Origin of the sequence: Streptomyces sp. NPDC059443 (assembly GCF_042750105.1) — a bacterium.
Taxonomy (GTDB): Bacteria; Actinomycetota; Actinomycetes; order Streptomycetales; family Streptomycetaceae; genus Streptomyces.
Genome location: NZ_JBHYVM010000014.1, coordinates 74,846 through 100,540 on the forward strand (window position 1 = coordinate 74,846; position 25,695 = coordinate 100,540).

Annotated in this window: 21 protein-coding genes; 6 read left to right on the plus strand and 15 right to left on the minus strand. The window is 70.5% G+C overall.

Annotated features, from left to right (window positions below; genetic code table 11):
• Positions 1-111: 111 nt before the first annotated feature.
• Entirely contained in the window at positions 112-1,137 is a 1,026-nt protein-coding gene (locus tag ACFXDJ_RS16095; protein WP_384654943.1) for an ATP-dependent 6-phosphofructokinase, read from the minus strand.
• 366 nt (positions 1,138-1,503) lie between these two features.
• Between ACFXDJ_RS16095 and pta the strand changes: the two genes are divergently transcribed.
• From pta to pyk, 3 genes are all read left to right on the plus strand, one after another.
• Positions 1,504-3,585 (plus strand): phosphate acetyltransferase, encoded by a 2,082-nt coding sequence (gene pta, locus ACFXDJ_RS16100; protein ID WP_384654946.1) that lies wholly within the window; start codon positions 1,504-1,506, stop codon positions 3,583-3,585.
• A gap of 56 nt (positions 3,586-3,641) precedes the next feature.
• On the plus strand, positions 3,642-4,856 hold the full coding sequence (locus tag ACFXDJ_RS16105; protein ID WP_384654952.1) for an acetate kinase: 1,215 nt from the start codon (positions 3,642-3,644) through the stop codon (positions 4,854-4,856).
• Between the two features lie 63 nt (positions 4,857-4,919).
• Positions 4,920-6,350, plus strand: coding sequence for a pyruvate kinase (gene pyk, locus ACFXDJ_RS16110; RefSeq protein ID WP_384654948.1), 1,431 nt, complete (start codon positions 4,920-4,922; stop codon positions 6,348-6,350).
• A 113-nt stretch (positions 6,351-6,463) separates the two neighbouring features.
• Here pyk and ACFXDJ_RS16115 read toward each other — a convergent pair whose 3' ends face one another.
• From ACFXDJ_RS16115 to ACFXDJ_RS16145, 7 genes are all read right to left on the minus strand, one after another.
• Positions 6,464-7,111 (minus strand): hypothetical protein, encoded by a 648-nt coding sequence (locus ACFXDJ_RS16115; protein ID WP_384664052.1) that lies wholly within the window; start codon positions 7,109-7,111, stop codon positions 6,464-6,466.
• Positions 7,112-7,122: 11 nt separating this feature from the next.
• Positions 7,123-11,613 (minus strand): polymorphic toxin-type HINT domain-containing protein, encoded by a 4,491-nt coding sequence (locus tag ACFXDJ_RS16120; protein WP_384849254.1) that lies wholly within the window; start codon positions 11,611-11,613, stop codon positions 7,123-7,125.
• Positions 11,614-11,633: 20 nt separating this feature from the next.
• Entirely contained in the window at positions 11,634-12,536 is a 903-nt protein-coding gene (locus ACFXDJ_RS16125; protein WP_384661514.1) for an FG-GAP repeat domain-containing protein, read from the minus strand.
• 239 nt (positions 12,537-12,775) lie between these two features.
• The gene (locus ACFXDJ_RS16130; protein WP_384849257.1) at positions 12,776-14,089 is read right to left on the minus strand and encodes a hypothetical protein; all 1,314 of its coding nucleotides are present in this window, start codon (positions 14,087-14,089) and stop codon (positions 12,776-12,778) included.
• Entirely contained in the window at positions 14,079-14,666 is a 588-nt protein-coding gene (locus ACFXDJ_RS16135) for a DUF6114 domain-containing protein (RefSeq protein WP_384661508.1), read from the minus strand. The genes ACFXDJ_RS16130 and ACFXDJ_RS16135 overlap by 11 nt, the downstream gene beginning before the upstream one ends.
• Positions 14,667-14,800: 134 nt before the next feature.
• The gene (locus tag ACFXDJ_RS16140; RefSeq protein ID WP_384661505.1) at positions 14,801-15,451 is read right to left on the minus strand and encodes a DUF6230 family protein; all 651 of its coding nucleotides are present in this window, start codon (positions 15,449-15,451) and stop codon (positions 14,801-14,803) included.
• Between the two features lie 606 nt (positions 15,452-16,057).
• The gene (locus ACFXDJ_RS16145; RefSeq protein ID WP_384661502.1) at positions 16,058-17,062 is read right to left on the minus strand and encodes a tetratricopeptide repeat protein; all 1,005 of its coding nucleotides are present in this window, start codon (positions 17,060-17,062) and stop codon (positions 16,058-16,060) included.
• A gap of 250 nt (positions 17,063-17,312) precedes the next feature.
• Here ACFXDJ_RS16145 and ACFXDJ_RS16150 point away from each other — a divergent pair, with 250 nt between their 5' ends.
• Entirely contained in the window at positions 17,313-17,978 is a 666-nt protein-coding gene (locus ACFXDJ_RS16150) for a TetR/AcrR family transcriptional regulator (RefSeq protein WP_384661499.1), read from the plus strand.
• On the opposite strand, the gene ACFXDJ_RS16155 is transcribed toward ACFXDJ_RS16150, so the two are convergent.
• The 6 genes from ACFXDJ_RS16155 to ACFXDJ_RS16180 form a co-directional block, all read right to left on the minus strand.
• Positions 17,908-18,465: a hypothetical protein gene (locus ACFXDJ_RS16155; RefSeq protein WP_384849260.1), complete on the minus strand. Its 558-nt coding sequence runs from the start codon at positions 18,463-18,465 to the stop codon at positions 17,908-17,910. The two genes, ACFXDJ_RS16150 and ACFXDJ_RS16155, sit on opposite strands and share 71 nt — an antisense overlap.
• A 71-nt stretch (positions 18,466-18,536) precedes the next feature.
• Positions 18,537-20,237 (minus strand): methylmalonyl-CoA mutase, encoded by a 1,701-nt coding sequence (locus ACFXDJ_RS16160; RefSeq protein WP_384657538.1) that lies wholly within the window; start codon positions 20,235-20,237, stop codon positions 18,537-18,539.
• Between the two features lie 86 nt (positions 20,238-20,323).
• Positions 20,324-20,653, minus strand: a complete 330-nt coding sequence (locus tag ACFXDJ_RS16165; RefSeq protein ID WP_384657536.1) for a DUF3817 domain-containing protein — start codon at positions 20,651-20,653, stop codon at positions 20,324-20,326.
• A 63-nt stretch (positions 20,654-20,716) separates the two neighbouring features.
• The gene (locus tag ACFXDJ_RS16170; RefSeq protein ID WP_384657533.1) at positions 20,717-21,226 is read right to left on the minus strand and encodes a MarR family winged helix-turn-helix transcriptional regulator; all 510 of its coding nucleotides are present in this window, start codon (positions 21,224-21,226) and stop codon (positions 20,717-20,719) included.
• A 43-nt stretch (positions 21,227-21,269) separates the two neighbouring features.
• On the minus strand, positions 21,270-21,398 hold the full coding sequence (locus ACFXDJ_RS16175) for a hypothetical protein (RefSeq protein ID WP_384657531.1): 129 nt from the start codon (positions 21,396-21,398) through the stop codon (positions 21,270-21,272).
• Between the two features lie 35 nt (positions 21,399-21,433).
• Positions 21,434-21,880, minus strand: a complete 447-nt coding sequence (locus ACFXDJ_RS16180; protein WP_384657528.1) for a DUF1772 domain-containing protein — start codon at positions 21,878-21,880, stop codon at positions 21,434-21,436.
• 91 nt (positions 21,881-21,971) lie between these two features.
• Here ACFXDJ_RS16180 and ACFXDJ_RS16185 point away from each other — a divergent pair, with 91 nt between their 5' ends.
• Both ACFXDJ_RS16185 and ACFXDJ_RS16190 read left to right on the plus strand, forming a co-directional pair.
• Entirely contained in the window at positions 21,972-22,550 is a 579-nt protein-coding gene (locus tag ACFXDJ_RS16185) for a TetR/AcrR family transcriptional regulator (protein WP_384657525.1), read from the plus strand.
• Between the two features lie 110 nt (positions 22,551-22,660).
• Entirely contained in the window at positions 22,661-23,677 is a 1,017-nt protein-coding gene (locus tag ACFXDJ_RS16190; protein WP_384657522.1) for a glycoside hydrolase family 6 protein, read from the plus strand.
• Here ACFXDJ_RS16190 and ACFXDJ_RS16195 read toward each other — a convergent pair.
• The gene (locus tag ACFXDJ_RS16195) at positions 23,674-25,692 is read right to left on the minus strand and encodes a galactose oxidase-like domain-containing protein (RefSeq protein WP_384849265.1); all 2,019 of its coding nucleotides are present in this window, start codon (positions 25,690-25,692) and stop codon (positions 23,674-23,676) included. The genes ACFXDJ_RS16190 and ACFXDJ_RS16195 overlap by 4 nt on opposite strands.
• Between the last annotated feature and the right edge of the window lie 3 nt (positions 25,693-25,695).

Here is a 25,695-nt window from a genome sequence, read left to right on the forward strand (position 1 = left end):
GCGGACGCGGCCGGTACGACGAACGGCCCCGGCGCGTCCGCACGAGGATCGCGCCGGGGCCGTTCGGCCGCCGAAGTCGGGAGGAAGGTCCCGCGGAGGGGTCCGGAGGACCTAGAAGACCGACTCGGCCTCGTACATGCGGTCCTCGGGTACGGTCTTCAGCTCGGTGACGGCGTCGGCCAGCGGGGCCATGACGATGTCGGTGCCGCGCAGGGCGGTCATGTTGCCGAAGTCCCCGCGGTGGACGCCCTCGACGGCGTGCCAGCCGAAGCGGGTCGCGAGGACGCGGTCGTAGGCGGTGGGGGTGCCGCCGCGCTGGACGTGGCCGAGGATGACGGGGCGGGCTTCCTTGCCCAGGCGCCGCTCCAGTTCGACGGCGAGGCGGTTGCCGATGCCGGCGAAGCGCTCGTGGCCGTAGGCGTCGATCGCGCCCTTCTCGTACGGCATGGAGCCCTCGGCCGGGTGCGCGCCCTCGGCGACGCAGATGACGGCGAACTTCTTACCGCGGGCGAATCGTTCCTCCACCATCTTGACCAGGGCGTCCACCTCGAAGGGGCGCTCCGGCAGACAGATCCCGTGGGCGCCGCCGGCCATGCCGGACTCCAGGGCGATCCAGCCCGCGTGGCGGCCCATGACCTCGACGACCATGACCCGCTGGTGAGACTCGGCGGTGGTCTTGAGGCGGTCGATGGCCTCGGTGGCGACCATGACGGCGGTGTCGAAGCCGAAGGTGCGGTCGGTGGAGGAGATGTCGTTGTCGATGGTCTTCGGCACGCCGACGACGGGCATGCCGGCGTCCGACAGCATCCGGGCGGCGGTCAGCGTGCCCTCGCCGCCGATCGGGATCAGGGCGTCGATGCCGTAGCGCTTCGCCAATTCGGTGGCGTTCTCGGCCGCTTCGTGGAGGCGGGCGCGCTCCATGCGGGCGGAGCCGAGGATGGTGCCGCCCCGGGCGAGGATGCCGCTGACGGCGTTGATGTCGAGGGGGCGGAAGTTGCCGTCGAGGAGGCCCTTGAAGCCGTCTTCGAAACCGATGACCTCGTCCCCGTGGCCGACCACGGCACGGTGTACGACCGACCGGATGACAGCGTTGAGGCCCGGGCAGTCGCCGCCTGCGGTGAGAACTCCGATACGCATCGTGCTGTGTCTCCTGCTCCTGGTCGTACCTGGCCGTTCGCGTGCGGGCGCCCGGCCGGACGGTCGTACATATGAGGGGTCATATGAGGGGTCATATGAAGGACGTATTGATGAAGCCTGTCCGATTGTTCCACGGTCAGGGGGTGGAGCGCGCTCTGTGGTGCTCCCCGCACAAGGCGCCCGGAAGGCCTTTCGGCCCACCCGGACAGGCCCTTTTCCCGGCGGGCGTCCTGTCGATCCACGGGGGTATCGTCAAGAGGTCAAGTCCACACTAACCGGGACAACCGACTCGTAGATCCGCCCCGCAGCGGCGAGGATCATGGTGGGGCTGTACCGACATTCATACGATTGGGACGGAGAGCACGCGTGACGCGCAGCGTGTACGTGACCGGTATCGAGCGGGGGGACGGCCGGCAGGTCGTCGAGCTGGGGATCATGGAGCTCCTGACCCGCCAGACGGGCCGGGTGGGCGTCTACCGCCCCCTGCTGCACGACGGGCCCGACCGGCTCTTCGACCTCCTCAAGGGCCGCTACCGGATCGAGCAGGACGCCTCGACCGCCTTCGGCATGGAGTACCACGAGGCCTCCGCCATCCTGGCCGAGCACGGGACCGACGAACTGGTCTCCCGGCTCGTCGACCGCTACCACGAGGTGGCCCGCGACTACGAGGTCATGCTCGTCCTCGGCACCGACTACGCCGACACCAACCTCCCCGACGAGCTGGCCCTCAACGCCCGCCTCGCCAACGAGCTGGGCGCGCTGGTCATCCCCGTCGTGGGCGGCACCAAGCACCCCGCCGAGGCCGTGCGCGCCGAGGCCCGCAACGCCTACCGGGCGTACGAGGCGCTGGGCTGCCACGTGGGCGCGATGGTCGTCAACCGGGTGGCCGCCGAGGACCGCGAGGTGATAGCGGAGCGGCTGGCCGCCCGGCTCCCCGTGCCCTGCTACGTACTCCCGGACGACAAGCACCTGTCGGCCCCGACGGTCGCCCAGATCACCCAGGCGCTCGGCGGCGAGGTGCTCCTGGGCGACGAGGCCGGTCTGGCCCGCGACGCCCTGGACTTCGTCTTCGGCGGCGCCATGCTGCCGAACTTCCTCAACGCCCTGACCCCCGGCTGCCTGGTCGTCACCCCCGGGGACCGCTCGGACCTGGTCATCGGCGCGCTGGCCGCGCACACCTCCGGCACCCCGCCGATCGCCGGTCTGCTGCTCACGCTGAACGAGCGTCCGAGCCGGGACATCCTGACGCTGGCCTCGAAGCTGGCGCCCGGCACCCCGGTGATCTCGGTGGCCGGCAACAGCTTCCCGACGGCCGCCGAACTCTTCGCCCTGCAGAGCCGGTTGAACTCCGCGACCCCGCGCAAGCTGGAGACCGCGCTCGGCCTGTTCGAGCGTCACGTGGACACCGCCGAGCTGCGGGGCGTGCTGTCCGTGGCCCGCTCCGAGCGCGTCACGCCGATGATGTTCGAGCACACGCTGCTGGAGCAGGCCCGCGCCGAGCGCCGCCGCGTGGTGCTCCCCGAGGGCACCGAGGAACGCGTACTGCGCGCCGCGGACGTGGTGCTGCGCCGCGGGGTCTGCGACCTCACCCTGCTGGGCGAGGAGCAGGCGATCCTGAAGAAGGCCGCCGACCTGGGCATCGACATCTCCTCCGCCCAGCTCATCGACCCGGCGACCTCCCCGCTGCGGGAACGGTTCGCCGAGTACTACGCCAAGGTCCGTGCCCACAAGGGCATGACGGTCGAGCTGGCCGCCGACGTGGTCACCGACGTCAACTACTTCGGCACCCTGATGGTCCAGGAGGGCCTCGCCGACGGCATGGTCTCCGGCTCGGTCCACTCCACCGCCGCCACCATCCGCCCGGCCTTCGAGATCATCAAGACCAAGCCCGACGCGTCCATCGTCTCCTCGGTCTTCTTCATGTGCCTGGCCGACAAGGTCCTCGCCTACGGGGACTGCGCCGTCAACCCGGACCCCAACGCCGAGCAGCTCGCCGACATCGCCGTCCAGTCGGCGACCACCGCGGCCGCCTTCGGGCTGGAGCCGCGGATCGCGATGCTCTCGTACTCGACCGGCACCTCCGGTTCGGGTGCGGACGTGGACAAGGTCCGCAAGGCCACCGAGATCGTCCGCGCGCTCCGTCCCGACCTGCTGATCGAGGGCCCGATCCAGTACGACGCCGCCGTGGAGCCCTCGGTCGCGCTGACCAAGCTGCCCGGGTCCGAGGTGGCCGGCCGCGCCACGGTGCTGATCTTCCCGGACCTCAACACCGGCAACAACACGTACAAGGCCGTGCAGCGCTCCGCGGGCGCCGTGGCGGTCGGCCCGGTCCTCCAGGGCCTGCGCAAGCCGGTCAACGACCTCTCGCGCGGCGCACTGGTCCAGGACATCGTCACCACCGTCGCCATCACCGCGATCCAGGCGCAGTCCCGGCCCGTGGCCGGCTGACCCTCCCGCACCCGAGCCCTCCACCGAGCCCTCACCCAGAAGGAATGACCTCCATCGTGACCGCATCGCGCGTACTCGTCCTCAACTCCGGCTCCTCGTCGGTGAAGTACCAGCTGCTCGACATGGCGGACTCCTCCCGCCTGGCGGTCGGTCTGGTGGAGCGCATCGGCGAGGCGACCTCCAGGCTCACGCACGAGCCGCTGACCGGACCGGGCGCGGCCGGCGGCAAGCGCGTGCACGAAGGACCGATCGCGGACCACGCGGCCGCGCTGCGGGCGGTCGCGGCGGAGCTGGCCACCGACGGGCTGGGCCTGGACTCCCCCGAACTGGCGGCCGTGGGCCACCGGGTGGTGCACGGCGGGACCAAGTTCACGCACCCGACGCTGATCGACGACGCGGTGCTGGCCGAGATCCGCGCGCTGATCCCGCTGGCGCCGCTGCACAACCCGGCGAACGTGACGGGCATCGAGGTGGCGCGCGAGCTCCGCCCGGACCTGCCCCAGGTGGCCGTCTTCGACACGGCCTTCCACTCGACGATGCCGGAGCACGTGGCCCGGTACGCGATCGACGCGGCGACGGCGGACAAGTACTCCATCCGGCGGTACGGGTTCCACGGCACCTCCCACGCCTACGTGGCCCGGGCGACGGCCAGGCTCCTCGGCAAGGCCGAGGAGGACGTGAACGTGATCGTGCTGCACCTGGGCAACGGCGCCTCGGCCTCGGCCGTGCACGGCGGGGTCTGCGTGGAGACCTCGATGGGACTGACCCCGCTGGAGGGGCTGGTCATGGGCACCCGTTCGGGCGATCTGGACCCGGCGGTCGTCTTCCACCTGGCACGGGTGGGCGGCATGTCGATCGACGAGATCGACTCGCTGCTGAACAAGAAGAGCGGTCTGCTGGGTCTGTGCGGCGACAACGACATGCGCGAGGTGCAGCGGCGGGCGGACGAGGGCGACGCCTCGGCGCGCCTGGCCCTGGCCTCGTACGTCCACCGCCTGAAGAAGTACATCGGTGCCTACTCGGCGGTCCTGGGCCGGGTCGACGCGGTCGCCTTCACGGCGGGCGTGGGCGAGAACTCCTCGTCGATCCGGGAAATGGCCCTGGCCGGTCTGGCCGAGCTGGGTCTGGCGCTCGACCTGGAGGCGAACTCGGTACGGTCCCCCGAGCCGCGCCTGGTCTCCGCGGAGTACGCCCGGGTGGCCGTGGCCGTGGTCCCCACGGACGAGGAACTGGAGATCGCCAGCCAGACGTACGAGCTGGTTACCCGGTAGTCACTTTGGACTTTCCACCAGACGGAATATTCCGCTACGAAACAAACCGATAGGATCCGCTCCATGCGCCGTTCCAAAATCGTCTGCACGCTGGGCCCCGCCGTCGACTCTTACGAGCAGCTGAAAGCGCTCGTAGAGGCCGGTATGAACGTGGCCCGATTCAACTTCAGCCACGGATCCCAGGCAGAACACCAGGAGCGGTACGACCGCGTCCGGCAGGTCTCCGCGGACACCGGGCGTGCCGTCGGCGTCCTCGCCGACCTCCAGGGCCCGAAGATCCGTCTGGAAACCTTCGCCGAGGGTCCCGTCGAACTCGTCCGCGGTGACGAGTTCACCATCACCACCGAGGACGTCCCGGGCGACAAGTCCATCTGCGGCACCACCTACAAGGGTCTGCCGGGCGACGTCTCCAAGGGCGACCCGATCCTGATCAACGACGGCAACGTCGAGCTCCGGGTGACCTCGGTCGAGGGCCCCCTGGTCAAGACCATCGTCATCGAGGGCGGTGTCATCTCGGACCACAAGGGCATCAACCTGCCGGGTGCCGCCGTCAACGTCCCCGCCCTGTCGGAAAAGGACATCGACGACCTCCGCTTCGCCCTGCGGATGGGCGCCGACATGGTCGCCCTGTCCTTCGTGCGTGACGCCAACGACGTCAAGGACGTCCACAAGGTCATGGACGAGGTCGGCCGCCGGGTCCCCGTCATCGCCAAGGTCGAGAAGCCGCAGGCCGTCGCCAACATGGAGGGCGTCGTGGCCGCCTTCGACGCGGTCATGGTGGCCCGTGGCGACCTGGCCGTGGAGTACCCGCTGGAGAAGGTCCCGATGGTGCAGAAGCGCCTCGTGGAGCTCTGCCGCCGCAACGCCAAGCCGGTGATCGTCGCGACCCAGATGATGGAGTCGATGATCACCAACTCCCGCCCGACGCGCGCGGAGGCCTCCGACGTGGCCAACGCGATCCTCGACGGCGCGGACGCGGTCATGCTGTCCGCCGAATCCTCGGTCGGCGCCTACCCGATCGAGACCGTCAAGACGATGTCGAAGATCGTCGAGGCGGCCGAGGAGGAGCTCCTGTCCAAGGGCCTCCAGCCGCTGGTCCCGGGCAAGAAGCCCCGTACCCAGGGCGGCGCCGTCGCCCGTGCGGCCTGCGAGATCGCGGACTTCCTCGACGGCAAGGCCCTGGTCGCCTTCACCCACTCCGGTGACACCGCCCGCCGGCTGTCGCGCTACCGCGCCTCCCAGCCGATCCTGGCCTTCACCACCGACGAGGGCACCCGCAACCAGCTCACCCTGAGCTGGGGCGTCGACTCCTACGTGGTCCCCCACGTGGACAACACCGACGCGATGGTCGACCTCGTGGACGCCGAGCTGCTCAAGCTCAAGCGCTACAACAAGGGCGACACCATGATCATCACGGCCGGCTCGCCCCCCGGCGTCCCGGGCACGACCAACATGGTCCGCGTCCACCACCTGGGCGGCGGCGCCCGCGACTGACCTCGCACCCGCCGTCAGAACTCTGCCGCACAGAGACCGAGGGCGGCACCCCTGATCCGATGAGGATCCGGGGTGCCGCCCTCGGGTTTTCTCCGGGCGCCGCTCAGGCGGGATCAGTCACGACGGAGGTTGAAATCACCATCGTCCACTACGTCCCGCTCCAGCCCCATCGGCTCCGCGAGCGCGCGGTAGGCCTCGACCCGCTCGGGGCCGATCACCACGGAGTAGGACTTGACCACCCGTAGCAGCAGCCTGAACCCGAGATCGGGATCGACCTCGGAGACGACCCGGCGCAGCGCCGGAACCACGCCGGACACCGCCGCGTAGGCGTGCCCGGCCGTGGCCGACTCCAGGTCCCGGGCCACCAGCGCGATCTCACCCAGCACCGCTTCCCCCAGCCCACGAGCGGGTGGCGGATCCACCGGGACGGGTGCGTTCCCCACGTTCCAGGTGATCCGGTACTCGGCGATCTCCTCGATCCAGGTGAGCCACTGGCGTCCCTCGATCCCGCAGGCCTCCAGGTCGAAGTCACCGAACGTCCCCGCACGCCACAGCACGGACAGCTCCGGGCCGGACAGGTCCGAGGCCAACAGTCGCCTGGCGTCGTCCAGCAGCTGATGGGCGAACGCACCGTCCTCGCGGTCCGCGAACGACCACACGGTGGCGAGGGCGATGGACATCCTGTTCGTCCGGGGATAGTGGAACGTTTTCATCAGACAGCTGAGCCCGATGTCCGAGCCGAGCCGGTGGTGGTGGTTCACCCATATGTCCTTTACTGCGGGTAGCTCGTGTACACAACGTATCCGCCCGGATGCTTTCCGCCGGGGCCCTTCTGATTCGGCACCATCTTGATCTGGATGAACACCTCGTTCCCGACCGGAGTCGACACGAGGGTCGGATTGCCGTTCGCGTCCGGCGGGCCCTTGGTCCACCTGTTGCCCAGGGAGCCCTTGTTCTTCAGCGTCCACTTGATCGTGTAGAGGTCGAAGCGCGGGTCGAAGTTCTTGTTCGCCTTCCGCTTCTTGTCCAGCCACGCCTTGAGCGCTTCCTTGTTGCCCGGGGCCGCGCTCCACTCGTCGAAGGCCTGCCGGACGGAGGAAACAGCGGTGGCCTCGTCAGTCCACTCGGTGGCGTACGGGCCCTTCTCCAGCTTCTCCAGGATCTTCGCCCGGTCCAGGCCGACATGGTCGGTGATGGTGTGGGCACCCGAGACGCCCTCGTCACCGACGATGTCCAGGCAGTTGTGGACGAGCACGTCCACCGGCTCCGGGCCCTGAGCCTGTACGAAGAAGGTGTGCAGGCCGTCGACGGTGAGGTCGAACACCCCTACGGGAGCGATGTTCCCGCGATCGCCCAGAGCGGCGATCGCCCGCTCCCGGCCCGCCGGATCCTGCAGTCGGTCGTCCACCGCCAGGTCCGAGGCGAAGATCCAACCACGGCCCACGACGAAGAGCCGGTGACCGGCCGTGGTGCTCAGCCGGCTGCCGTCGGTCAGGGTGATGTCGATCAACCGACTCGTGTCGTGCCCGAAGGCGGCGGTCACCTGCTGCGGCTTGGCCGTCCCCGACGCGATGTCGCCCGCCATCACCATGTCACCGACCCGCACAGACCCGATCGTCTTGTGTGAACCGTCCGCCATGAGCACGGGCACCGATGCGGGGAAGCTGTTCCGCTTGCACGAGCTGAACAGCCGCTGGGACACCTCGATCTCGTTTTCGAGAGCGGCGATCGTGCTCGGGTCCATCTCGGCCTTCTTGGCCAGCGCCCTGGCGTCCTCCAGCCCCACCCCGGTCCTCATGACGGCGCGGTAGGCCAGCATCGCGTCCATGAGGAGTTCGAGGCGCTTGTTCTTGAGCCCCATGATCGCGTCGATGTTCAGCGAGATGCAGGCCTTCACATCGCCCTTGTAACAGCTGACGAAGTCGTCCGTGATCATGTGCCAGAGGGTCTTCAGGAACGCCTTGTCGAAGATCAGGGCGATCTCCAGACGGCTGAAGTACACGTCCTTGTCGTACGTCTGCAGGCCCAGGTGCTCGACGCTGATCCAGTTCACGTACTCGGCCGGGCAGTTCGCCTCGGTCACGTTCTCCGGGGCCGCGGGGTCCGTGCACAGGTAGAAATCGATGGTGAGGTTGTAGGTCAGCCTGAAGGTCACCGTACAGCCGTCGAAACCGATGTCCAGGACGCACTTGTTCTGGTCGACCGGATCCCCGACCGGTTCGATGGTGTTGCGCGCGAACACGCCCTTCTGGCCGGTCACACCGCCTGAGGCGATGGCATCGTGGCTCTTCTGGTTCTCCGCTCGGGTCGCCGCGTCCTGCGCCTCCTTCGCTGCTTCCTGGGCCCGCTTCGCCGCAGCCTCCGCCGTGGTGGCGTCGGTCTCGGCCTTCGTCGCGACCGTGTTCGCGGTGGCCGCGTCGGCCTCCGCCGCCGCTGCCGCCTTGCGGGCCGAAGCGGCGTCGCGCTCCGCGTCCGTGGCCGCGGCGTCCGCGGCGGACGCGTAGGTGCCCGCCGTGGTGGCCGCGGTCTGGGCCGCCACGGCGTCCGCTGTGGCCTGCCGGTTGTACTCGACCGTCCTGGTCTCGGCGGCCTTCGCCGCCTTCGCCGCCGCTGCCGCCTCGTTGGCCGAGGCCTGCGCGGCCTGCGCCGACTTCGCCGCCTTGGCGGCCCAGTCGGCCGCCTGCACCGCGGCCTCCACCGCGGCCTTGGCATCCGCGTCCGCTTGCTCGGCGAGCTTCTTCGCCTCGGCCGCCGCCTTGGCCGCCTGGTCGGCCTTGGCCTGGGCCAGGGCCGCCTGCTGCTCGGCCGCCGTCTTGGCGGCCTGGCCGGTCAACACGGCCAGACCCGCCGAGGAATCGGTCTCCTTGTACGGAGAACCCAGCTCGACGGCGTCGTTGGCCGGCTTGACCACCTGCATCGCCGATGCGCTGGCGGCCACGGCCGCCTGCGCCGTGGCGAAGGCGAACCCGGCCGTGCGGATGGATTCCACTCCGGCGGCCACCGCTTCGCTGCGGGCCACCGCGGCATCCGTCTTGGCCTTCTCCGCATTCTGATGGGCCGTCTCCGCCTGCGACTTCGCGGTGATCGCGTTCCACTTGGCCGCGTCCGAGGCGTCGATGGCCTCGGCCGCCGCCGCGTGCGCCGTCCTGACGGCGGCCTCGGTGACGGCCACGTCCCGCTTGGCCCCGTCGGCTGCCGCCTGGGCACGCTTCGCCGCGCCCTGGGCGCGGGTGGCCGCCGCCCGCGCGTTGGTCGCGGCCTCGGTCGCCGTGTCCGCCTCGGCCCGTGCGGCCTTGGCGGCCGTACCCGCGTCGTCGGCCGCGGTACGCGCGGTTGTCGCCGCGGCACGCGACCCTTCCGCCGCCTCGGTTCCCTCGTCCGCGGCGGCCTTGGACTCCTTGGCGTAGGCCTTGGCTTCCAGTGCGTCGCGCTGCTGTTCCGCGTCGACCGCGTTGTTCCGGGCCGTCACTGCCTTCTTCTCGGCGGCGACCGCGTCCTTCATCTTGTTCTCGGCGGTGGTTCCCGCAGTCTGCGCCGCGGCCAGCTGGTTGCCCGCCTCGGTCCGCTGGGTCTGGGCCTTCGCCTCCGCCGTCGCGGCCTTCGCCCGCTCGGAGTCCGCCAGCTCCTTCTGCGCCTTGGCGTAGTCGCGCTCCGCCTCGGCCTTCTCCCGCTTGGCCTTCGCGTCCTGGGCCGCGGTCTTGGCGTCCTTCTCCGCGTTCTCCGCCTTGGTCTGCGCCGCCTTGGCCTTCGCGGCGTTCTCCGCGGCCTTCACGGCCTGCGCCGCCGCGCCTTCGGCCGAGGCCTTCGCCTGGGCGGCGGCCTCCTCGGCGGCCTTGCGGCGGAACTCCGCCTTCGAGGCGTGCGCCTGCGTCATGGCCAGCGAGTTCAGGGTCTTGCTGTCCGCCGCGGAGGCGCGCGTCGCGTTCAGCGCGGTCTCCGTGGCCTTGGCCGCGGCCTGGGCGGCGGCCGCCGAGGCCTTGGTGATCTGCGCCGCCTGCTGGCCGTAGAGCAGACCCCGGCCCCGGGGCAGTCCCGCCTGGTCGGCGATCGCGTAGGCAGCGTTCTGCGCGGCCGTCACGTTGGCGGCCTGCGCCTGGGCGTCCTGGGCCGCGCGCGAAGCCACGTAGAGCCGCCCGGTCGCGCGGGCCTTGGCCTGCTCGATCCAGGTGCGGGCCTTGGTGAACTCGGCTGCCGCCGGTCGTCCGCTGCCCGCCGGAACCTTCAGGAAGTACGCCTCCCAGTCGGTCAGGCGGCTCGCGATCATGGACTGGCCGAGCGCCTCGGCCATGGCCTGCGCGGCGATCTGCAGGTCCTTGGAAGCGGCCTGCTCGGCACCGAGGATGGCGTCCCGCTGGGTGCTCTGGCCCGCGATCTCGGCCTGCCACTCCTGGGCGGCAACGGCCGCCTCGGCGTCCAGGACCTTGTGCGGGTCGATCGGGTTGCTCGTCGTGCAGGAGGCGAAGCGCGCCTTCAGCTGCTCCACGTCGATCCGGAACTCCATCGAGTCCAGGGGCGGGGCGCTGGTGGGGAAACCGCCGTTCTGGAGGAAGATGCGGGCGTCGTCGGCGTACATGGGGGTGGACCCGGCCATCTTCCATTCCCAGGCCGAGCGGTCCTCGTAGTTCGCCGCGGTCTCCGGGTAGTACCGGGCCTTCGCTATCTTGGTGGCCGCATCGACCGATTCCTTGCCGGCGACCGCGTTCGGATTGGTGTAGAACTCGCTCTCACCCGTCCAGAACCGGTCTGCGATCCAGCCTGCGTAGCCCGTCGCCATGAAGATGGTCGGATCGTCCGGTGGCCACTGGAATCCGGTGTTCGTGTAGCCGGGTGGGATGTCGCTCATGTACAGGGAGGCCTGCCACGCCTTGTTGCGCTCGTCCATCTCGCCGAACTTGGCATTCGCGGCGGCATGGTCCTTGGCGTACGCGGCCGACAGCGGCGTTCCGTCCCAGTAGTTGCGCGCCGCGGCGGCGAGCAGCTCGGACTCGGTCCCCTTCAGCCCCGTACGGGCGACGGCTTTCATCTCCGCGCCGCCCTTGCGGAGCACGTTACCGAGCAGGCACTGGGCCTCGCGGACCTTCTGGGCCGCGTCCAGGTCGTAGGGAGCGGGTTCCGCGGCGGCGGCCGGGCGGGCGTCGGTGAGGGGGTGCACCCCGCTACTGGTGAAGGTGACGGCCGCGGCGGTCGCCACGGCCGTGGCGGTCAGGAAGCTCGTCCAGTTGCCGAATCGACGGCGTCCGGACGGCTGTGCGTTCTTGCGCATATCCGTGTCAGCCGTTCTGCTCAGAAGAGGACATCGAAGGCGGCCCAGCCCGAGGTGCCGATCTGGGCCCGTGCGGCGAAGGGGGCGGCGGCGTTGCCGGTGCCCTTGAACAGCCACAGGGCGCCGGCGGTGTCCACGGCGATCAGGTCGGTCTTCCCGTCTCCGTTGGTGTCTCCGGCGGAGACGAGCGTCTTGTACGCCTGCCAGCCGGTGCCCACGGTGGTACGCGGCCCGAGTACGGCGTCCGCCGTGGCCACGCCCGTCCCGGGGTAGACGTACAGGGTGCCGTCGGTGGAGCGCGCGAGGAGGTCGGCCTTGCCGTCACCCGTGTAGTCGCCGCGTCCCGCGAGGGTCATGCCGCCCCAGCCGGTACCCGCCCTCAGCCGGGGCGCGAAGCTCCCGTCGGGCCTTCCCTGGTAGTACCAGAGGTTCCCGGAGGCGTCGCGCCCCAGGATGTCCGGGTCGGCCGTTCCGCCCATGTTCCCGACGGAGACGATCGTGTCGTAGATGTCCCAGCCGCCGCCGATGACCTTGGTGTCGTTGCCGTGCTCGGCGGTGTAGTAGAGCGTTCCGCCGGCACGGTGGTAGAGGTCGTTGGCCCGGCCCCCTTCGGAGACGTTGGCCTGGAAGAGGGCTGTGGCATCGCCGAAGCCGCCGCCCATCTCGAAGGCGGGCTTGAGGCCGCCCGTGCCGAGCGGCTCGTACGCCCGGAGCTTGCCGGTGCTCGCGTTGCGCGCGAAGAGCGGGAACGTCTTCAGAGGCGGGCCCACGGCCTGTGTCCCCGCGGAGGCCGCGTTGACCGTCCCGCCCGGCCAGAGCGGCGGTGCCACACCGGACAGCCCCGCCGCGACAGCGGCCAGCACCAGGCCGATCGCGCAGATCACCGCCCGGCGCACCGAGCGGTTCATGGATTTCAGCAGCATCGAGTAACAGGTCCTCACGGAAGTCCCGAGCGCGGGCATGCCACAGGCACACCGAGAACTCGCGCATCCCCCCTGAGACACCCAACGCGCCGCGCCTGCGGCAGCGACAAGATCACCTTAAGGAAGTTTTTAACTTCCGTAAACATAAAGGGGGTTGATTCGAGACAAGTGGATGCCCCGTCCTTCATTTCCGAAGGACGGGGCATCCGGGGACCGACCGTTCGCCCGCTGCCGGGCCGTTACTCCGCCGGGCCGATGTAGTTCTTCAGGCCCGGGACGGTCAGTGTGCCGCCGAACTGGCCGGCCTGGACGACCTTGACGTTCGTGAAGAACGCGAAGGGGACGTTCAGGGGCGGCGGGCTGTTCGGGGTGAACTCGATCGGGATCAGGCCGAAGAGGTTGCCCTTGAGGCTCTCGGTGTACATCGTCACCTTGGCCCCGCGGATCTTCGACGTCGAACCCGGACGGGACTTCAGGTGGGCGACGGTCTGCCCGGTGCCGACCGTCTGGTACAGGTCCTTGATGTCCAGCGAGTCCGCCGTGAACTTCAGGACCTTCTTGGTCTTGCCGCCCGCCGTCTTCACCTCGACGATGCCCGCGTAGTCCAGGCCGTAGAGGGTCAGCAGCGAACTGTTCAGGTACCAGGGCTCGTCCGGGAGCAGCGGGATGCCCTGCTCCACTTCGGCGTCGGCCAGGGCCTTGGCGTCGTAGGTCGGGCAGGGGAAGGGTTCCTTCCCGTCCGCGGCCTTGGTGTCCGTGGCCTTCGTGTCCGCGGCCTTGGTGTCCGTCTTGGCCTTGGCCGCGTCCCCGGTGGCGCCCGTCTCGTCCTTCGGGGTGGTCGCGGTGTCCTTGACCTCCTGGGAGAGGTCCGTGACCGTGACGCCCGCCTTGTCGGCGGCGGCACGGATCGCGTCCGCGGACGGGTCCGCGGCGGGGGCGGGCTTGTCCGCCGGCTTCGGGGTCGCGGCCTTCGGCACTGCCGGGGTGGGTGTCGAGGAAGGAGCGGGCGCGCCCTTGAGGGGCTTGCCGAGCTCGTCCACGAGGCCCTTGAGGGCGTCGCCCACGCCCAGCGGGTCCAGCGGGTTCGAGGCCTTGGCCGCCGGAGCGGGGACCGCCTGCTTCTGGGCCGGCGCCACGGGCTTCTCGGCCGGCTTCTCCACCGGCTTGGACGCCGACGGGCTCGCGGTCGGCGAGGGCACCGCGGTGGGCGACTTGCCCGGCTCGGGCTCCGTCGTCTTCGGCGGGGTCGTCGGAGGAGTCTTCGAGGGGGACGAGGACGGCGACGGGGAAGCCGACTCCGCGGGCTCGTCGGACCGCGTCACACACGGTCCGGGCGCGAAGGGGATCTCCTGGTCGTCGGCCACGGCCAGCTTCGGCGCCATGCTCATGCCGACGAAGACCGCCGTGGGCATGGCCGCCAGCGCCATCGTCTTGCCGACGGGTATCTGGAACTTGGTCAGCAGCGACTTCCTGGGCGCCGCGTGACGCGGGCCCCTTCTTTCACGGGACTCCGCATCTGGGGACACACCCCGCTGCGTTTCGTCACCCCGCACTGTTCCTCCCGCCATCGGCGTGGGCAGTCGTCTCGCTCGCGTATGCCGTTTCCGTCTCGCGGGGGCCGGGTACGGCCTGGAAGCCGCCCTCCATCGCGTCCGTCTTGCCCAGGTCCACGGCCTGCGCCGCGCCCCTGTCGTCCAGCGCGCCCGTCTCGTCCTCCACCGGACCGGCAGGCACCCAGGCCAGCGAGAGGCAGCCGCCGACCAGCGCGAGGATGAAGCCCAGACCGAAACCACCGAGGTTGGACACCGGCAGGGACACCAGTGCCAGCAGGATCGAGGCGACCCCGGCGAAGATGCGTACGCCCTGCTGGAACCAGAGCGTCAGACCCAGGGTGATCAGCAGGATGCCGATGATCAGCGACCCCGAACCGGCCGTAGTCGCCATCGCGATGGTGATGTTGCCGAGCCGGAGGTCCGCGTACGGGAAGTACGCGATCGGGAGGCCCGCGAGGAGCGTGAACACTCCCGCCCAGAAGGGGCGACGGCCGCTCCAGGCATGGAAGCGGTAGTACACCAAGGTGAGCCAGGCGTCGTCTTCGGCGCGCACGTAAACCGGGGCCTGGGGGTTCATGGACAACAGCTCCCTGGAAACGGGTGGTACTGAACTAGGTGGAGCCCGGACGGACCGGGCCGGCGGTAACGGGTGCCCCCACCGCCGGCCCGGCCGTCCGGTCAGGCACCGGAATGGATCAGCCGATCAGGAGATCAGTTGGTTTCCGAGTCCTGGTAGCACGGCTGGTCGCCACCGAGCAGGCGCAGCTTGAGGTCGGGCAGCTTGAAGGTGCCGGCCGTCGTGGCCCACGCCTTCTGCTTGACGTTCGTCAGGATGGCCTTGTCAGCCCGCTGCGAGAACGCGTACGGGCTCGCGACCGTACCGGCCTGCGGCTTCATCTTGTTGGACGGGTCGCCGACGGCGACACCGATGTCCAGGTTCTTGAACTCGGCGTCGGTGTCGAGCTCGGCAACATCCAGGTAGATGTTGTCGGCAACCGCCGGCTTGCCGGCCGTGGTGCCCGTCTGCAGCCTCATCGTGATGTTGCCGAGCGGAGTCGGCGTCACCAGCGACTGGCACATGTTGGTGATCTCGGCGTGGCTGAACCCGGAGATGGTGACCGGGTGGTGAGCCTCGGCGCCCGTCTTCAGGTCGTGCCCGTTGGCGACACCGCCGTACTGGATGAGGTTGTCACCGTCCAGCTTGTCGGCGCGGACCTTGAAGTCCTGGCCGGACACGGCGAACGAGGCCGCGAGGGCACCCTGCGCCAGACCGACACCGACCACGGCCGTGGCCGCGATGCTCGGCACCATGACGAGCGCGAAGCGCTTCCATCTGGTCCCGCCACGAATCTGAGAACTCATTTCGTTCCTCCTTCTCGGACGTACATCTCCGGTCCGGGCCGTACCCGTCCTGGGATGGGAGAAGTGCTACGTCCTCGGGAAGGAGCGCAAGCGGCCGAGCCGCGGCACTGCCGCGTCCGGTACACCGGCGTTCACCCCCGAGCGACAACCACTTGGCCACGCGTTCGCGCAACCTGGAGGACAGGCCCCGCCGTGTGACGGAGACCCCCCTGTCCCACGGCCGGTGCCACTGCCACCGGCCGGCCCGGTGGGGACCCTCCACCGCGGCTCCGGATGAGCGGCTCTGCGGGAAGGACCGAGCGTCGCCGATCGTGGTCCATTCGCGGCCGGGGCACAAGGGGGTTCGTTACTGGCGGGTAACGGCCAGATAACCTGCGGAAGACCTGCCGCTGTCGGGCCGCAACGCTGGGTACTACCCAGGGCCACGACAGATCGGGGGAAGAGTGAACACACCGGACAGTTCACGGGGTTCGGTTTACTGCGAGTAACAGCGGCCGCGATTGCCAAGTTTTGGCAAAGCGCGGCCGCTGTTCGTCAGTGTGTCAACAAATCACCGGCGCCGGAGCGGCGCCGGGCCGGGTCTTGGAGCGGGTCCGAGACCGGGTCCTAGAAGAGCACCCGCGCGAGCGCCGTACGCGCCGAAGTCACGAGCGGGTTGTCCGCGCCGACGGCCTCGAACATCTCCAGCAGCCTCACCCGGACCGCGTCCCGGTCGTCACCGAACGTCACCTTCACGGTGTCCACCAGGCGCCCGAAGGCGTCCGCCACGTGCCCGCCGGCCAGGTCCAGGTCGGCCGCGGCGATCTGCGCCGCCGGGTCGCGCGGGTTCTCGGCCGCCGCGGTGCGCACGGCCTGCGGGTTCATGTCCTTGACGCGGAGCAGCAGTTCGGCCTGCGCGAGGCCCAGCTTGGCCTCCGCGTTGGCCGGGTCGGACAGCAGGACGTTCTTGTACGCCTGCACGGCGCCGCCCAGGTCGTTCGCGTCCAGCGCCTCGACCGCCGCGTCCAGCAGCGCGTCGTAGGGTCCGGCCGGCTCCTCTACGGGTTCTGCGGCCGCGCCGGGGGCTCCGCCCTCCGCGCCGGGGGCCACGGGGACGCCGAGGACCCCGAAGCGCTCCTCGGCGATCTGGACCACCTGGGCCAGGATCGCGCGAACCTCTTCCTCGGGCGCGAAGTCCTGGAACAGCGGCATCGCCTGGCCCGCGACCAGGGCGAAGACGGCCGGAAGGGCCTGGATCCGGAACTCGCGGATCAGGTTCTGGCTGGCCGCGACGTCGAGCGCGGCCAGGGCCAGGCGGCCGTTCGCCTCGACCGTGAGCCGCTCCAGCAGCAGGCTCAGCTCGCGGCCCTGCTCGAAACCCTCGGCACGGAAGTCGAGGATGACCGGAACCTCGTTCGAGAGCGGGACCACGTGGCTCTCGAAGCGGGTCTCGTCGGTGTCGAAGACGAGCGCGGACGGCGGGACGGCCCCGGCGGACGCGGGCGCACCGCCCTCGGCGGCCTGCCGGGCCGCCTCGGCGCGGGCCTGCTCGGCCTTCGCCTTGGCCTCGCCGGCCGCCTTCACCGCGGCGAGGTCGACGACGCCGCTCATGGACATGTTTCTGGGCTGCATGCGTACATCCTCTCCCGTGTGCGCGCGCCGACGAAAAAGATCGGCCGAAACGAACCGATCGCGGTACTCGTTGTACTGGCGGTCGTGCTGTGGCGCCGGGTCCCCACCCGGCACCGGTAGCTCTTCGCGTGGTTGTCGCTCTTACGCTACGAGTCGTAGCGTAACTCGCCCCGCCCGTCCGCGCCCCGTGATCTGAACCACACCGTCAGGGGCCGCAGTCGTTCGGCTACCGGCGGGTATGGTCTCGGCCATGCGCAACCCCAGCTCAGGCACCTCCCCCTCCCCGGCCGGCCGCACCGGCCGCCCGCGCAGTGCCGCGGCGGACGCCGCGATCCTCGCCGCGACCCGGGACGCGCTGGTGGAGCTGGGCTGGTCGAAGCTGACGATGGGGGACGTCTCGGCGCGGGCGGGGGTCGCGAAGACCACCCTCTACCGGCGCTGGGCGGGCAAGAACGAGCTGGTCGTGGACGCCGTCGCGGAGCTCTTCGACTCCCTGGAACTCCCCGACCGGGGCTCCCTCGAAGCCGACATCGAGTACGTGGTGCTGCGGTTCGCGGAGCTGCTGCGGCGCCCGGAGGCCCGTACCGCCCTGATGGCGGTCGTCGCCGAGTCCACCCGGGACGAGGCCCTGCGGGACCGGATCCGGTCGGCCATCGTGGACCGGCAGAAACGTCTCGTCGTACTGGGCCGCGAGCGGGCGCAGGCCCGCGGTGAACTCCCCTACGAGGAGGACGCCGCCCTCGCCGGCCACTCGACGGACCTGATCTTCGACGTGATCGCGGGCACGGTGGTGCACCGCGCGCTGGTCAGCTCCGAGCCGGTGGACGAGGTCTGGGTGGCCACCTTCACCGCCCTGCTGATGCACGGCCTCCTGGGCGCTGCCGCCGGCCCGTCCGGCCCCGCACCGCGGGCGTGACCACCGCGGGGCGGCCGTCCGAGAGGGGCAGGAAGTCCGGGAACCAGGCCGGAGCCGCCATGAGCAGGGCCTCCGAGCGCGGGTTGTGGCCCGGCCAGGGCCGCCCGCGCTCCGGCCACTGGGCCCACCGCAGGCTGTCCGCCTCCTCCGGCGGCAGCAGTCCGGAGGCGACCAGGGCCGCGCGGCCCGCCTCCAGCCCGGCGAGCCGGTAGCCGTACGCCGAGGAGTCCGCCTCGTGGAACCCGGCGTCGGTCAGCAGCACCGCGGCCGCCACCCCCTCCAGCCCGCGCTCGATGCCCGCCCGCACGCAGGACACGTACTCCTCGGGCAGCAGGGAGGTCCGTACGGCGTTGAGGATCTCCGTCCGGCCGCCGGGGCCCGGCGGTTCGAAGTCGGCGGCGATGTACGCGTAGGGCCCGCGGTCGCTCTGCATGGCCACGCGGACGCTCACTCCGCGCACGGAAACGGGAAGGTGGCGGCCGTTCATGGCCGCCACCCTAAGCCTGCGGCGCCTGGCGCTCCGTCAGGCGCCGCTCACCGCCGCGTCACTTCGCGCCACTAGAAGCCCGGCGGCTCCGTGTACGTGCCCCACTCCTCGCGCAGCACGTTGCAGATCTCGCCCATCGTCGCCTCGGCGCGCACCGCGTCCAGCATGGCCGGAATCATGTTGGACCCGTCCCGGGCGGCGTCCAGCATGGCTGCCAGCGCCCCCGTCACCTTCGCGTCGTCCCGGGCGGCCTTGCGCTCCGCGAGCTCCCGCACCTGTACGGTCTCCACCTCGTGGCTGACCCGGAGGATCTCCAGGTCTCCGGTGACCGACCCGTGGTGGACGTTCACGCCGACGACCCGCTTGTCGCCCTTCTCCACCGAACGCTGGTACTGGAAGGCCGACTCGGCGATCTCCCCGGTGAACCAGCCGTCCTCGATGCCGCGCAGGATGCCCGAGGTGACCGGGCCGATCGGGTGCTGCCCGTTCGGGTGGGCGCGCAGCCCGCGCTCCTTGATCTGCTCGAAGATCTTCTCCGCGTCGGCCTCGATGCGGTCGGTGAGCTGCTCGACGTACCAGGAGCCGCCCAGCGGGTCGGCCACATTGGCCACGCCGGTCTCCTCCATCAACACCTGCTGCGTGCGCAGGGCGATCTCGGCGGCCTGCTCGCTGGGCAGGGCGAGGGTCTCGTCCAGGGCGTTGGTGTGGAGCGAGTTGGTGCCGCCGAGGACGGCCGCGAGGGCTTCCACGGCCGTGCGCACGACGTTGTTGTACGGCTGCTGCGCGGTGAGGGAGACCCCCGCCGTCTGGGTGTGGAAGCGCAGCCACATCGTCTTCTCGGACTTCGCCCCGTACACCTCCTTCATCCAGCGGGCCCAGATCCGGCGGGCGGCGCGGAACTTGGCGATCTCCTCGAAGAAGTCGAGGTGCGCGTCGAAGAAGAAGGAGAGGCCGGACGCGAAGTGGTCCACGTCCAGACCGCGCGAGAGGCCCAGCTCCACGTATCCGAAACCGTCGGCGAGCGTGTACGCGAGCTCCTGCGCGGCCGTGGCCCCGGCCTCGCGGATGTGGTAGCCGGAGACGGAGAGCGGCTTGTAGGCGGGGATGCCGTTGGCGCAGTACTCCATGAGGTCGCCGATGAGGCGCAGGTGCGGCTCGGGTTCGAAGAGCCACTCCTTCTGGGCGATGTACTCCTTGAAGATGTCGGTCTGGAGCGTCCCGTTGAGGACGGCCGGGTCGACGCCCTGGCGCTCGGCGGCGACGAGGTACATGCAGAAGGCGGGGACGGCGGGCCCGCTGATGGTCATGGAGGTGGTCACGTCGCCGAGCGGGATGTCCCTGAAGAGGACCTCCATGTCGGCGGCGGAGTCGATGGCGACCCCGCAGTGGCCGACCTCGCCCAGCGCGCGGGGGTCGTCGGAGTCCCGGCCCATGAGGGTCGGCATGTCGAAGGCCACGGAGAGCCCGCCGCCGCCGGCGGCCAGGATCATCTTGTAGCGCTCGTTGGTCTGCTCGGCGTTCCCGAACCCGGCGAACTGCCGGATGGTCCAGGTCCGCCCCCGGTAGCCGGTGGCGTGCAGGCCGCGGGTGTACGGGTACTCCCCGGGCCAGCCGATCCGCTCGAAGCCCTCGTACGCGTCCCCGGGCCGGGGCCCGTAGACGGGGTCGACGTCATCTCCGGAGAGCGTCGTGAAATCGGCATCGCGCTTGCGCGCCTTGTCATACCGGGCCTGCCAGCGACGGCGGCCCTCCTCGATGGCGTCAGCGTCCATACCCATGAATTTACTAGGACGTCCTAGTAAATGTCGATGGGCAACCCCCGGGGAGTCGTCCCCGGGGGTGGGCCGATCGTGTGCGATCAGGCGCGGGCGGCGGCGAGAGAGCCCTCGACGAGGGGCTCGATCTCGGCGCGGACCTTGCGCTCGACGAAGAAGGCGGCCGCCGGAATGGTGCCGGAGGCCAGGACCCAGAGGAGCTTGCCGAACGGCCACTTCGCCTTGGACCCGAGGTCGAAGGCGAAGACCAGGTAGATCATGAAGAGGACGCCGTGGACCTGCGAGACCGTGAAGGTCAGGTCGGCACCCGTGTCGAAGCCGTACTTCGCCACCATGCAGGCACAGAGGATCAGGAGCATGACCGCGGTCAGATAGGCCATGACGCGGTAGCGGGTCAGCACGCTTCGTTTCATGCCGTCGAGCCTAGCCGTCCGGTTCGCACGATCTTGACGGGGGCCGGGTTGCCCGACGCGGTACTACTTCTCCTCGAAGTCGGCGGCGGCCACCCGGAGCGGGCGCAGGAGGGCGAAGATCTCCTCGCACTCCTCGGCGTCGTAGGCGCTCAGCCCGAAGTCGATCTCCATCAGCGCCTTCGTCGCCGCCTCGACCACCTCGCGGCCCTTGTCCGTGATCGACGCGAGCGTGCCGCGCCCGTCGTTCGGGTTGGGGCGCTTGTCGACGAGGCCGGACCTCACCAGCCGGTCCACCGTGTTCGTGACCGACGTCGGGTGGACCATCAGCCGCTCGCCGATCTTCGACATGGTCAGCTCGCCGGCCTTGGAGAAGGTCAGCAGCACCAGCGCCTCGTACCGCGCGAAGGTCAGCCCGTAGGGCTTGACGACCGCGTCGACCTCTCCGAGCAGGATCTGGTGCGCCCGCATGATCGAGGTGATCGCGGCCATCGAGGGCACCGGACCCCAGCGCTGCTGCCACAGTTCGTCGGCGCGGGCGATGGGGTCGAAGGGAAGGCTGAGCGGCTTGGACACGCATCAGACCCTACCGGGCGGTCATTTGACGGCCAGACCCGTCTCACGCTTCGGCCGCCACGCCACTCTTCCCGCCGTCCGTCCTGCGCACCTCGGCCGGCAGCAGCGCCGCCCCCGGCCGGACCGCGTACACGAGCACCGGCAGCATCCCGACGGCGGCGAGCGGGGCCACGATCCGCGAACGCGTTCGTGCGGTGAGCCCATGGCTCAGGCGAGGGCGGTGACCAGCAGGGCGAAGGCGGCGATGATGACGGCGACGCGGGCGTAGTGGAAGCGTTCCCAGCGGTGCAGCTGCTGCTTCCAGTCGGCGGGCCGGTTCTCGGGGGTCCACGTCTTGTTCAGGTTGTTGATCGGGACGAGCAGCAGGATCGACATGACCACGCTGAGCATCAGCAGTGCGCCGGCGGTGACGACGAGGCCGGCGCCGTGGTGGTGCCATCCCGCGATGGCCCAGACCGCGACGAGGACGAGCGAGCCGATGTACCAGACCGGCATCACGGCGCCGAGCATCCGGCCCCCGTGGGCATGGCCGAGTTGGCGGCTGTCGTCGGGGAGTGCGTTGAGGATCCGGCTCATGACGAAGGCGACGGAGAACTCCACCCCCACCATCACGCCGACGATCACGGTGGTGGCGACCTCAAGTGCGTTGAGCATGACAACCCCTCCTGGAATCTAGCGTCGCTAGGTGATGAGGCAACGCTAGCTCTACTGCCGCTCGCTTGTCTAGCGATGCTAGGATCGAATCATGTCGGTACAGGAACGCAAGCAGCGCGAACGGGCGGAGCGCGAGCGCCTCATCGTGGCCACCGCCCGCGAACTCGCCGAGCGGCAGGGCTGGGACGCGGTCACCACCCGCCGGCTCGCCGAGCGCATCGAATACAGCCAGCCCGTCCTCTACAGCCACTTCCGCGGCAAGCGCGAGATCATCGGCGCCGTCGCCCTGGAGGGCGCCGCCGAGATGGCCGCGGCGCTGCGGGCCGCGACCTCCGCCGCGGACGGCCCGCGCGCCCGGGTCGGCGCCCTCGCCCGCGCCTACCTCGACTTCGCCGACCGCAATCCGGCGGTCTACGACGCGATGTTCCAGCTCGACGGCGGCCTGGCCTTCGCGGACGAGGACACCCCGGAGCCCCTGAAGGACGCCTTCGCCGCCCTGCTGGAGCCTCTCGGCGAGGTCGCCGGGGAAGGCGTCCACCCGGCGCTGTTCACCGAGTTGTTCTGGGCGGCCCTGCACGGGCTGGCGACCCTGACCCGGGCGGGACGGCTGCCCGCGGGGGACGCCGAGCGGAGAGCGGAGCTGCTGGTGGACCGGCTCGCCGTGGTCTGACGGCACGCCCACCCGGCCGCACCCGGCGGTGTCGCGACTCGGCTCGTCTGACCGTTATGTCACGATATCCCGGCCCGCTGCCCGCCCCTTCGTCCCGAGGAAGCCGCCGGATGCCAGGCCCTCTCAGAGCCCTCGTCGCCGCGCTCGCGCTCGCCGCCGCCGTCACGGCAACCGCCTGCACCCCCACGCCCACCGCGCAGCCGGAGTCCGCACCTCCCAACCGGCCCGCCACGGCCGGCCCGGCCGACGAGTCGCCGTTCTGGGTGGACCCGCAGAGCGACGCCGCCCGGCAGGTCGCCGCCTGGGAAGCGCAGGGCCGCAACAGCGACGCGCAGGTGCTGCGCCGGATCTCCGACCGGCCGATGGCCCTGTGGGGTCCGGGGGGCGATCCCGGGCCGGAGATCCGCCGGGCCCGGGAGAGCGCCAAGGCGGCCGGCCGCACCCTCGTGCTCACCGCGTACAACATCCCCTACCGGGACTGCGGCCAGCACTCCGCCGGCGGCGCGGTCGACGCCAACGCCTACCGCGGCTGGATCGGCGCCTTCGCCGACAACATCGCCGACACCAAGGCCCTGGTCGTCCTGGAGCCGGACGCCGTCCCGCACATCGTCGACGGCTGCACCCAGGCCGGCCACCACGACGAGCGCCTGCGGCTGCTCTCCGAGGCCGTCGACCGGCTCAAGCGCAACAAGAACACCAAGGTCTACCTGGACGCCGGCAACCCGGCGTGGATCCCGGACCCGATGAAACTGGTCGGGCCCCTCTACAAGGCCGGGCTCGACCACGCCGACGGGTTCTCCCTCAACGTCTCCAACTTCCAGCCCAGCGCCGCCGGCCGGGAGTACGGGGCCGCCCTCTCCAAGGCCGCCAAGGGCAAGCACTTCGTCATCGACACCAGCCGCAACGGCGACGGCCCGCTCCCGGGCGACCGCTCGCAGGCCTGGTGCAACCCGCCGGGCCGGTCGCTGGGCACCCCGCCGACCGCCGACACGGGGGACCCGCTCGTGGACGCGTACCTCTGGATCAAGCGGCCCGGCGAGTCCGACGGCACCTGCCGCGGCGGCCCGCCGGCCGGCACGTGGTGGCCGGACTACGCGCTGGGCCTGGCCCGCCGTTCGACGGACTAGCCCGCCGGCCCACCCATCCAGCCGTCCCGGGACTCCGGCGGTGGGGCCTTGGGGGGTTGCGCCCGGACCCGTACCCACTTCGCCACCGACGGCGTCCCGTCCGCGTCCGTCACGAAGAGCATGTACCAGCCGGGCGGCACCAGCGTCGGGTCCACCGGGACGGTGACCGTCACCGCGCCGGCCGTCTTCTCCAGCCCGAGCTCCACCGACCGCTGCTCCACGTCCGTGGTGTGCGTGACCGCGCTCGGTCGCATCAGCCTGGCCCGCTGGACGCGCTCCGCCCGCGCCGCCCTGAAGGTGGCGCGGCCGCCGAGCACGATCTCCTCGGGCCCCTTCCCCAGAGCCGGCCGCAGCGCGGGGTCCCGGTAGAGGTAGGGCGGGGTGTACACCTCCAGCCGGTGTTCGAACTTGCCCAGCCTGGTGTTGTCCTTGTCCGCGAAGAGCGGATCGGAGCCGAAGGTGGCCACCCGCCCGTCGGGCAGCAGCAGCGCCTCGGAATGGTAGTTGCGGCCCACGGTCGGGGAGGCGGCGGCCTGGAAGGTGTCGGTGCGCGGGTAGTAGAACTGCGCCCGGTGGATGTCGCTGGCGCCCCGGCCCCGGTAGTCGGCGGAGCCGCCGGTGGTGAAGACGGAGTCGTCGGGGAGCAGCACGCTGCTCAGGTAGCGCACCGCCCGCGGCAGCCGGGCCGTCGAGCGGAAGACCGGGTGGTCCTCCTTGAGGTCGACGACCGCCGTCCGGGCGGTCGCGAGCCGGGACTCGCCGACCCCGCCGCCGCCGAGCACCATCACCTTCCGGTCCTGGGCCGGGGGGAGGAGCACGGAGGAGGAGGTCTCCAGTTGGTCGGGGTCGGCCAGTCCGCCGACCTTCCGGAACCGGTTGGTCTTCAGGTCCCACAGGCCCGGCTCGCGCCCCTTGTCCTTGGGCCCGTAGCCCGCGTTGGAGCCGGTGTAGAGCAGTTCGCCGCCCTGGACGAGGAAGAGGGCGGGGTAGGTGGGGAAGTAGTGGAAGGGCCCCTCGGCCCAGTTCTTCGTCCGCGGGTCGTAGTACTCGTTGTCCCCGGGTACGACGTCGCCCACGTCGTTGAGCCCGGACACCGCCAGCACCCGCCCGTCGGCCAGCCCCACCAGGGTCGGGTACCAGCGGGCGTCCCTCATCGGGGCGACCGGTACGTACTTCTCCGCCACGGGGTCGAACTCGTAGGCGGACTTGATGCCCTGGAAGTCCTGCTTGTCCGCGCTGAGCCGCTCCGCGAGCCCGTAGACGTCGCGCGCGTCCTTGCCGGTGAGGCCGGCCACCTCGTACTGCGCGGCCTGGGTGGTCAGTCCGCCGGCGCCTTCCTCGACGGCTTCGACGAAGACCTTCGCCTCGGCGGCGACCACCTTGGTCTTCCACGGCATCATCTGCCCGCCGCGCCCGTAGGTGACCTCGAACTGCTTGGTCGCCTTCGGGACGGTGACCTCGGCCCCCGATGCGTACTCCACGCCGGAAGGGGACCGGAACACGGTCCCCTTGGGGAGCTTGACCGCCTTGTCGGGGTTCTCGTTCTTGACCCGCATGCGGCCGCCCGCGCGGGTGACCTTGCCGTCGAGCACCTCGTAGCGCGCCGTGCCGCCGGCCACCAGCAGCCGCCCGTCGGGGAGTTGGCTGTGGCCGGAGCAGAAGAAGTCCTCCGGGGTCGGGATCTTCTTGAAGGTGTCGTCCTTCGGGTCCCACAGGACGGTGGAGAAGGTGCCCTTGTCGAAGTTCTTCTGGTTGTTTCCGGATCCCGCGATCAGCAGCACCTTGCCGGTGTGCAGCAGCGCCGCGTGCATGGCGTTGATCCGGTACTCCTCGGGGAGGCCGATCAGCCCCCATGAGCCGTACTGGACGCGGTAGCTGGACTGCCCGATCTTGTACGAGTGGTACTTGCCCTCGGCGAAGGAGAGCGCGGCCGGCGCGTTGAGCGCGACCAGCAGCAGGGCGGCGCCGGCGCCCAGGAGGGTCTTCTTGAACTGTTCGGACGGGCGGTACCCCATGGC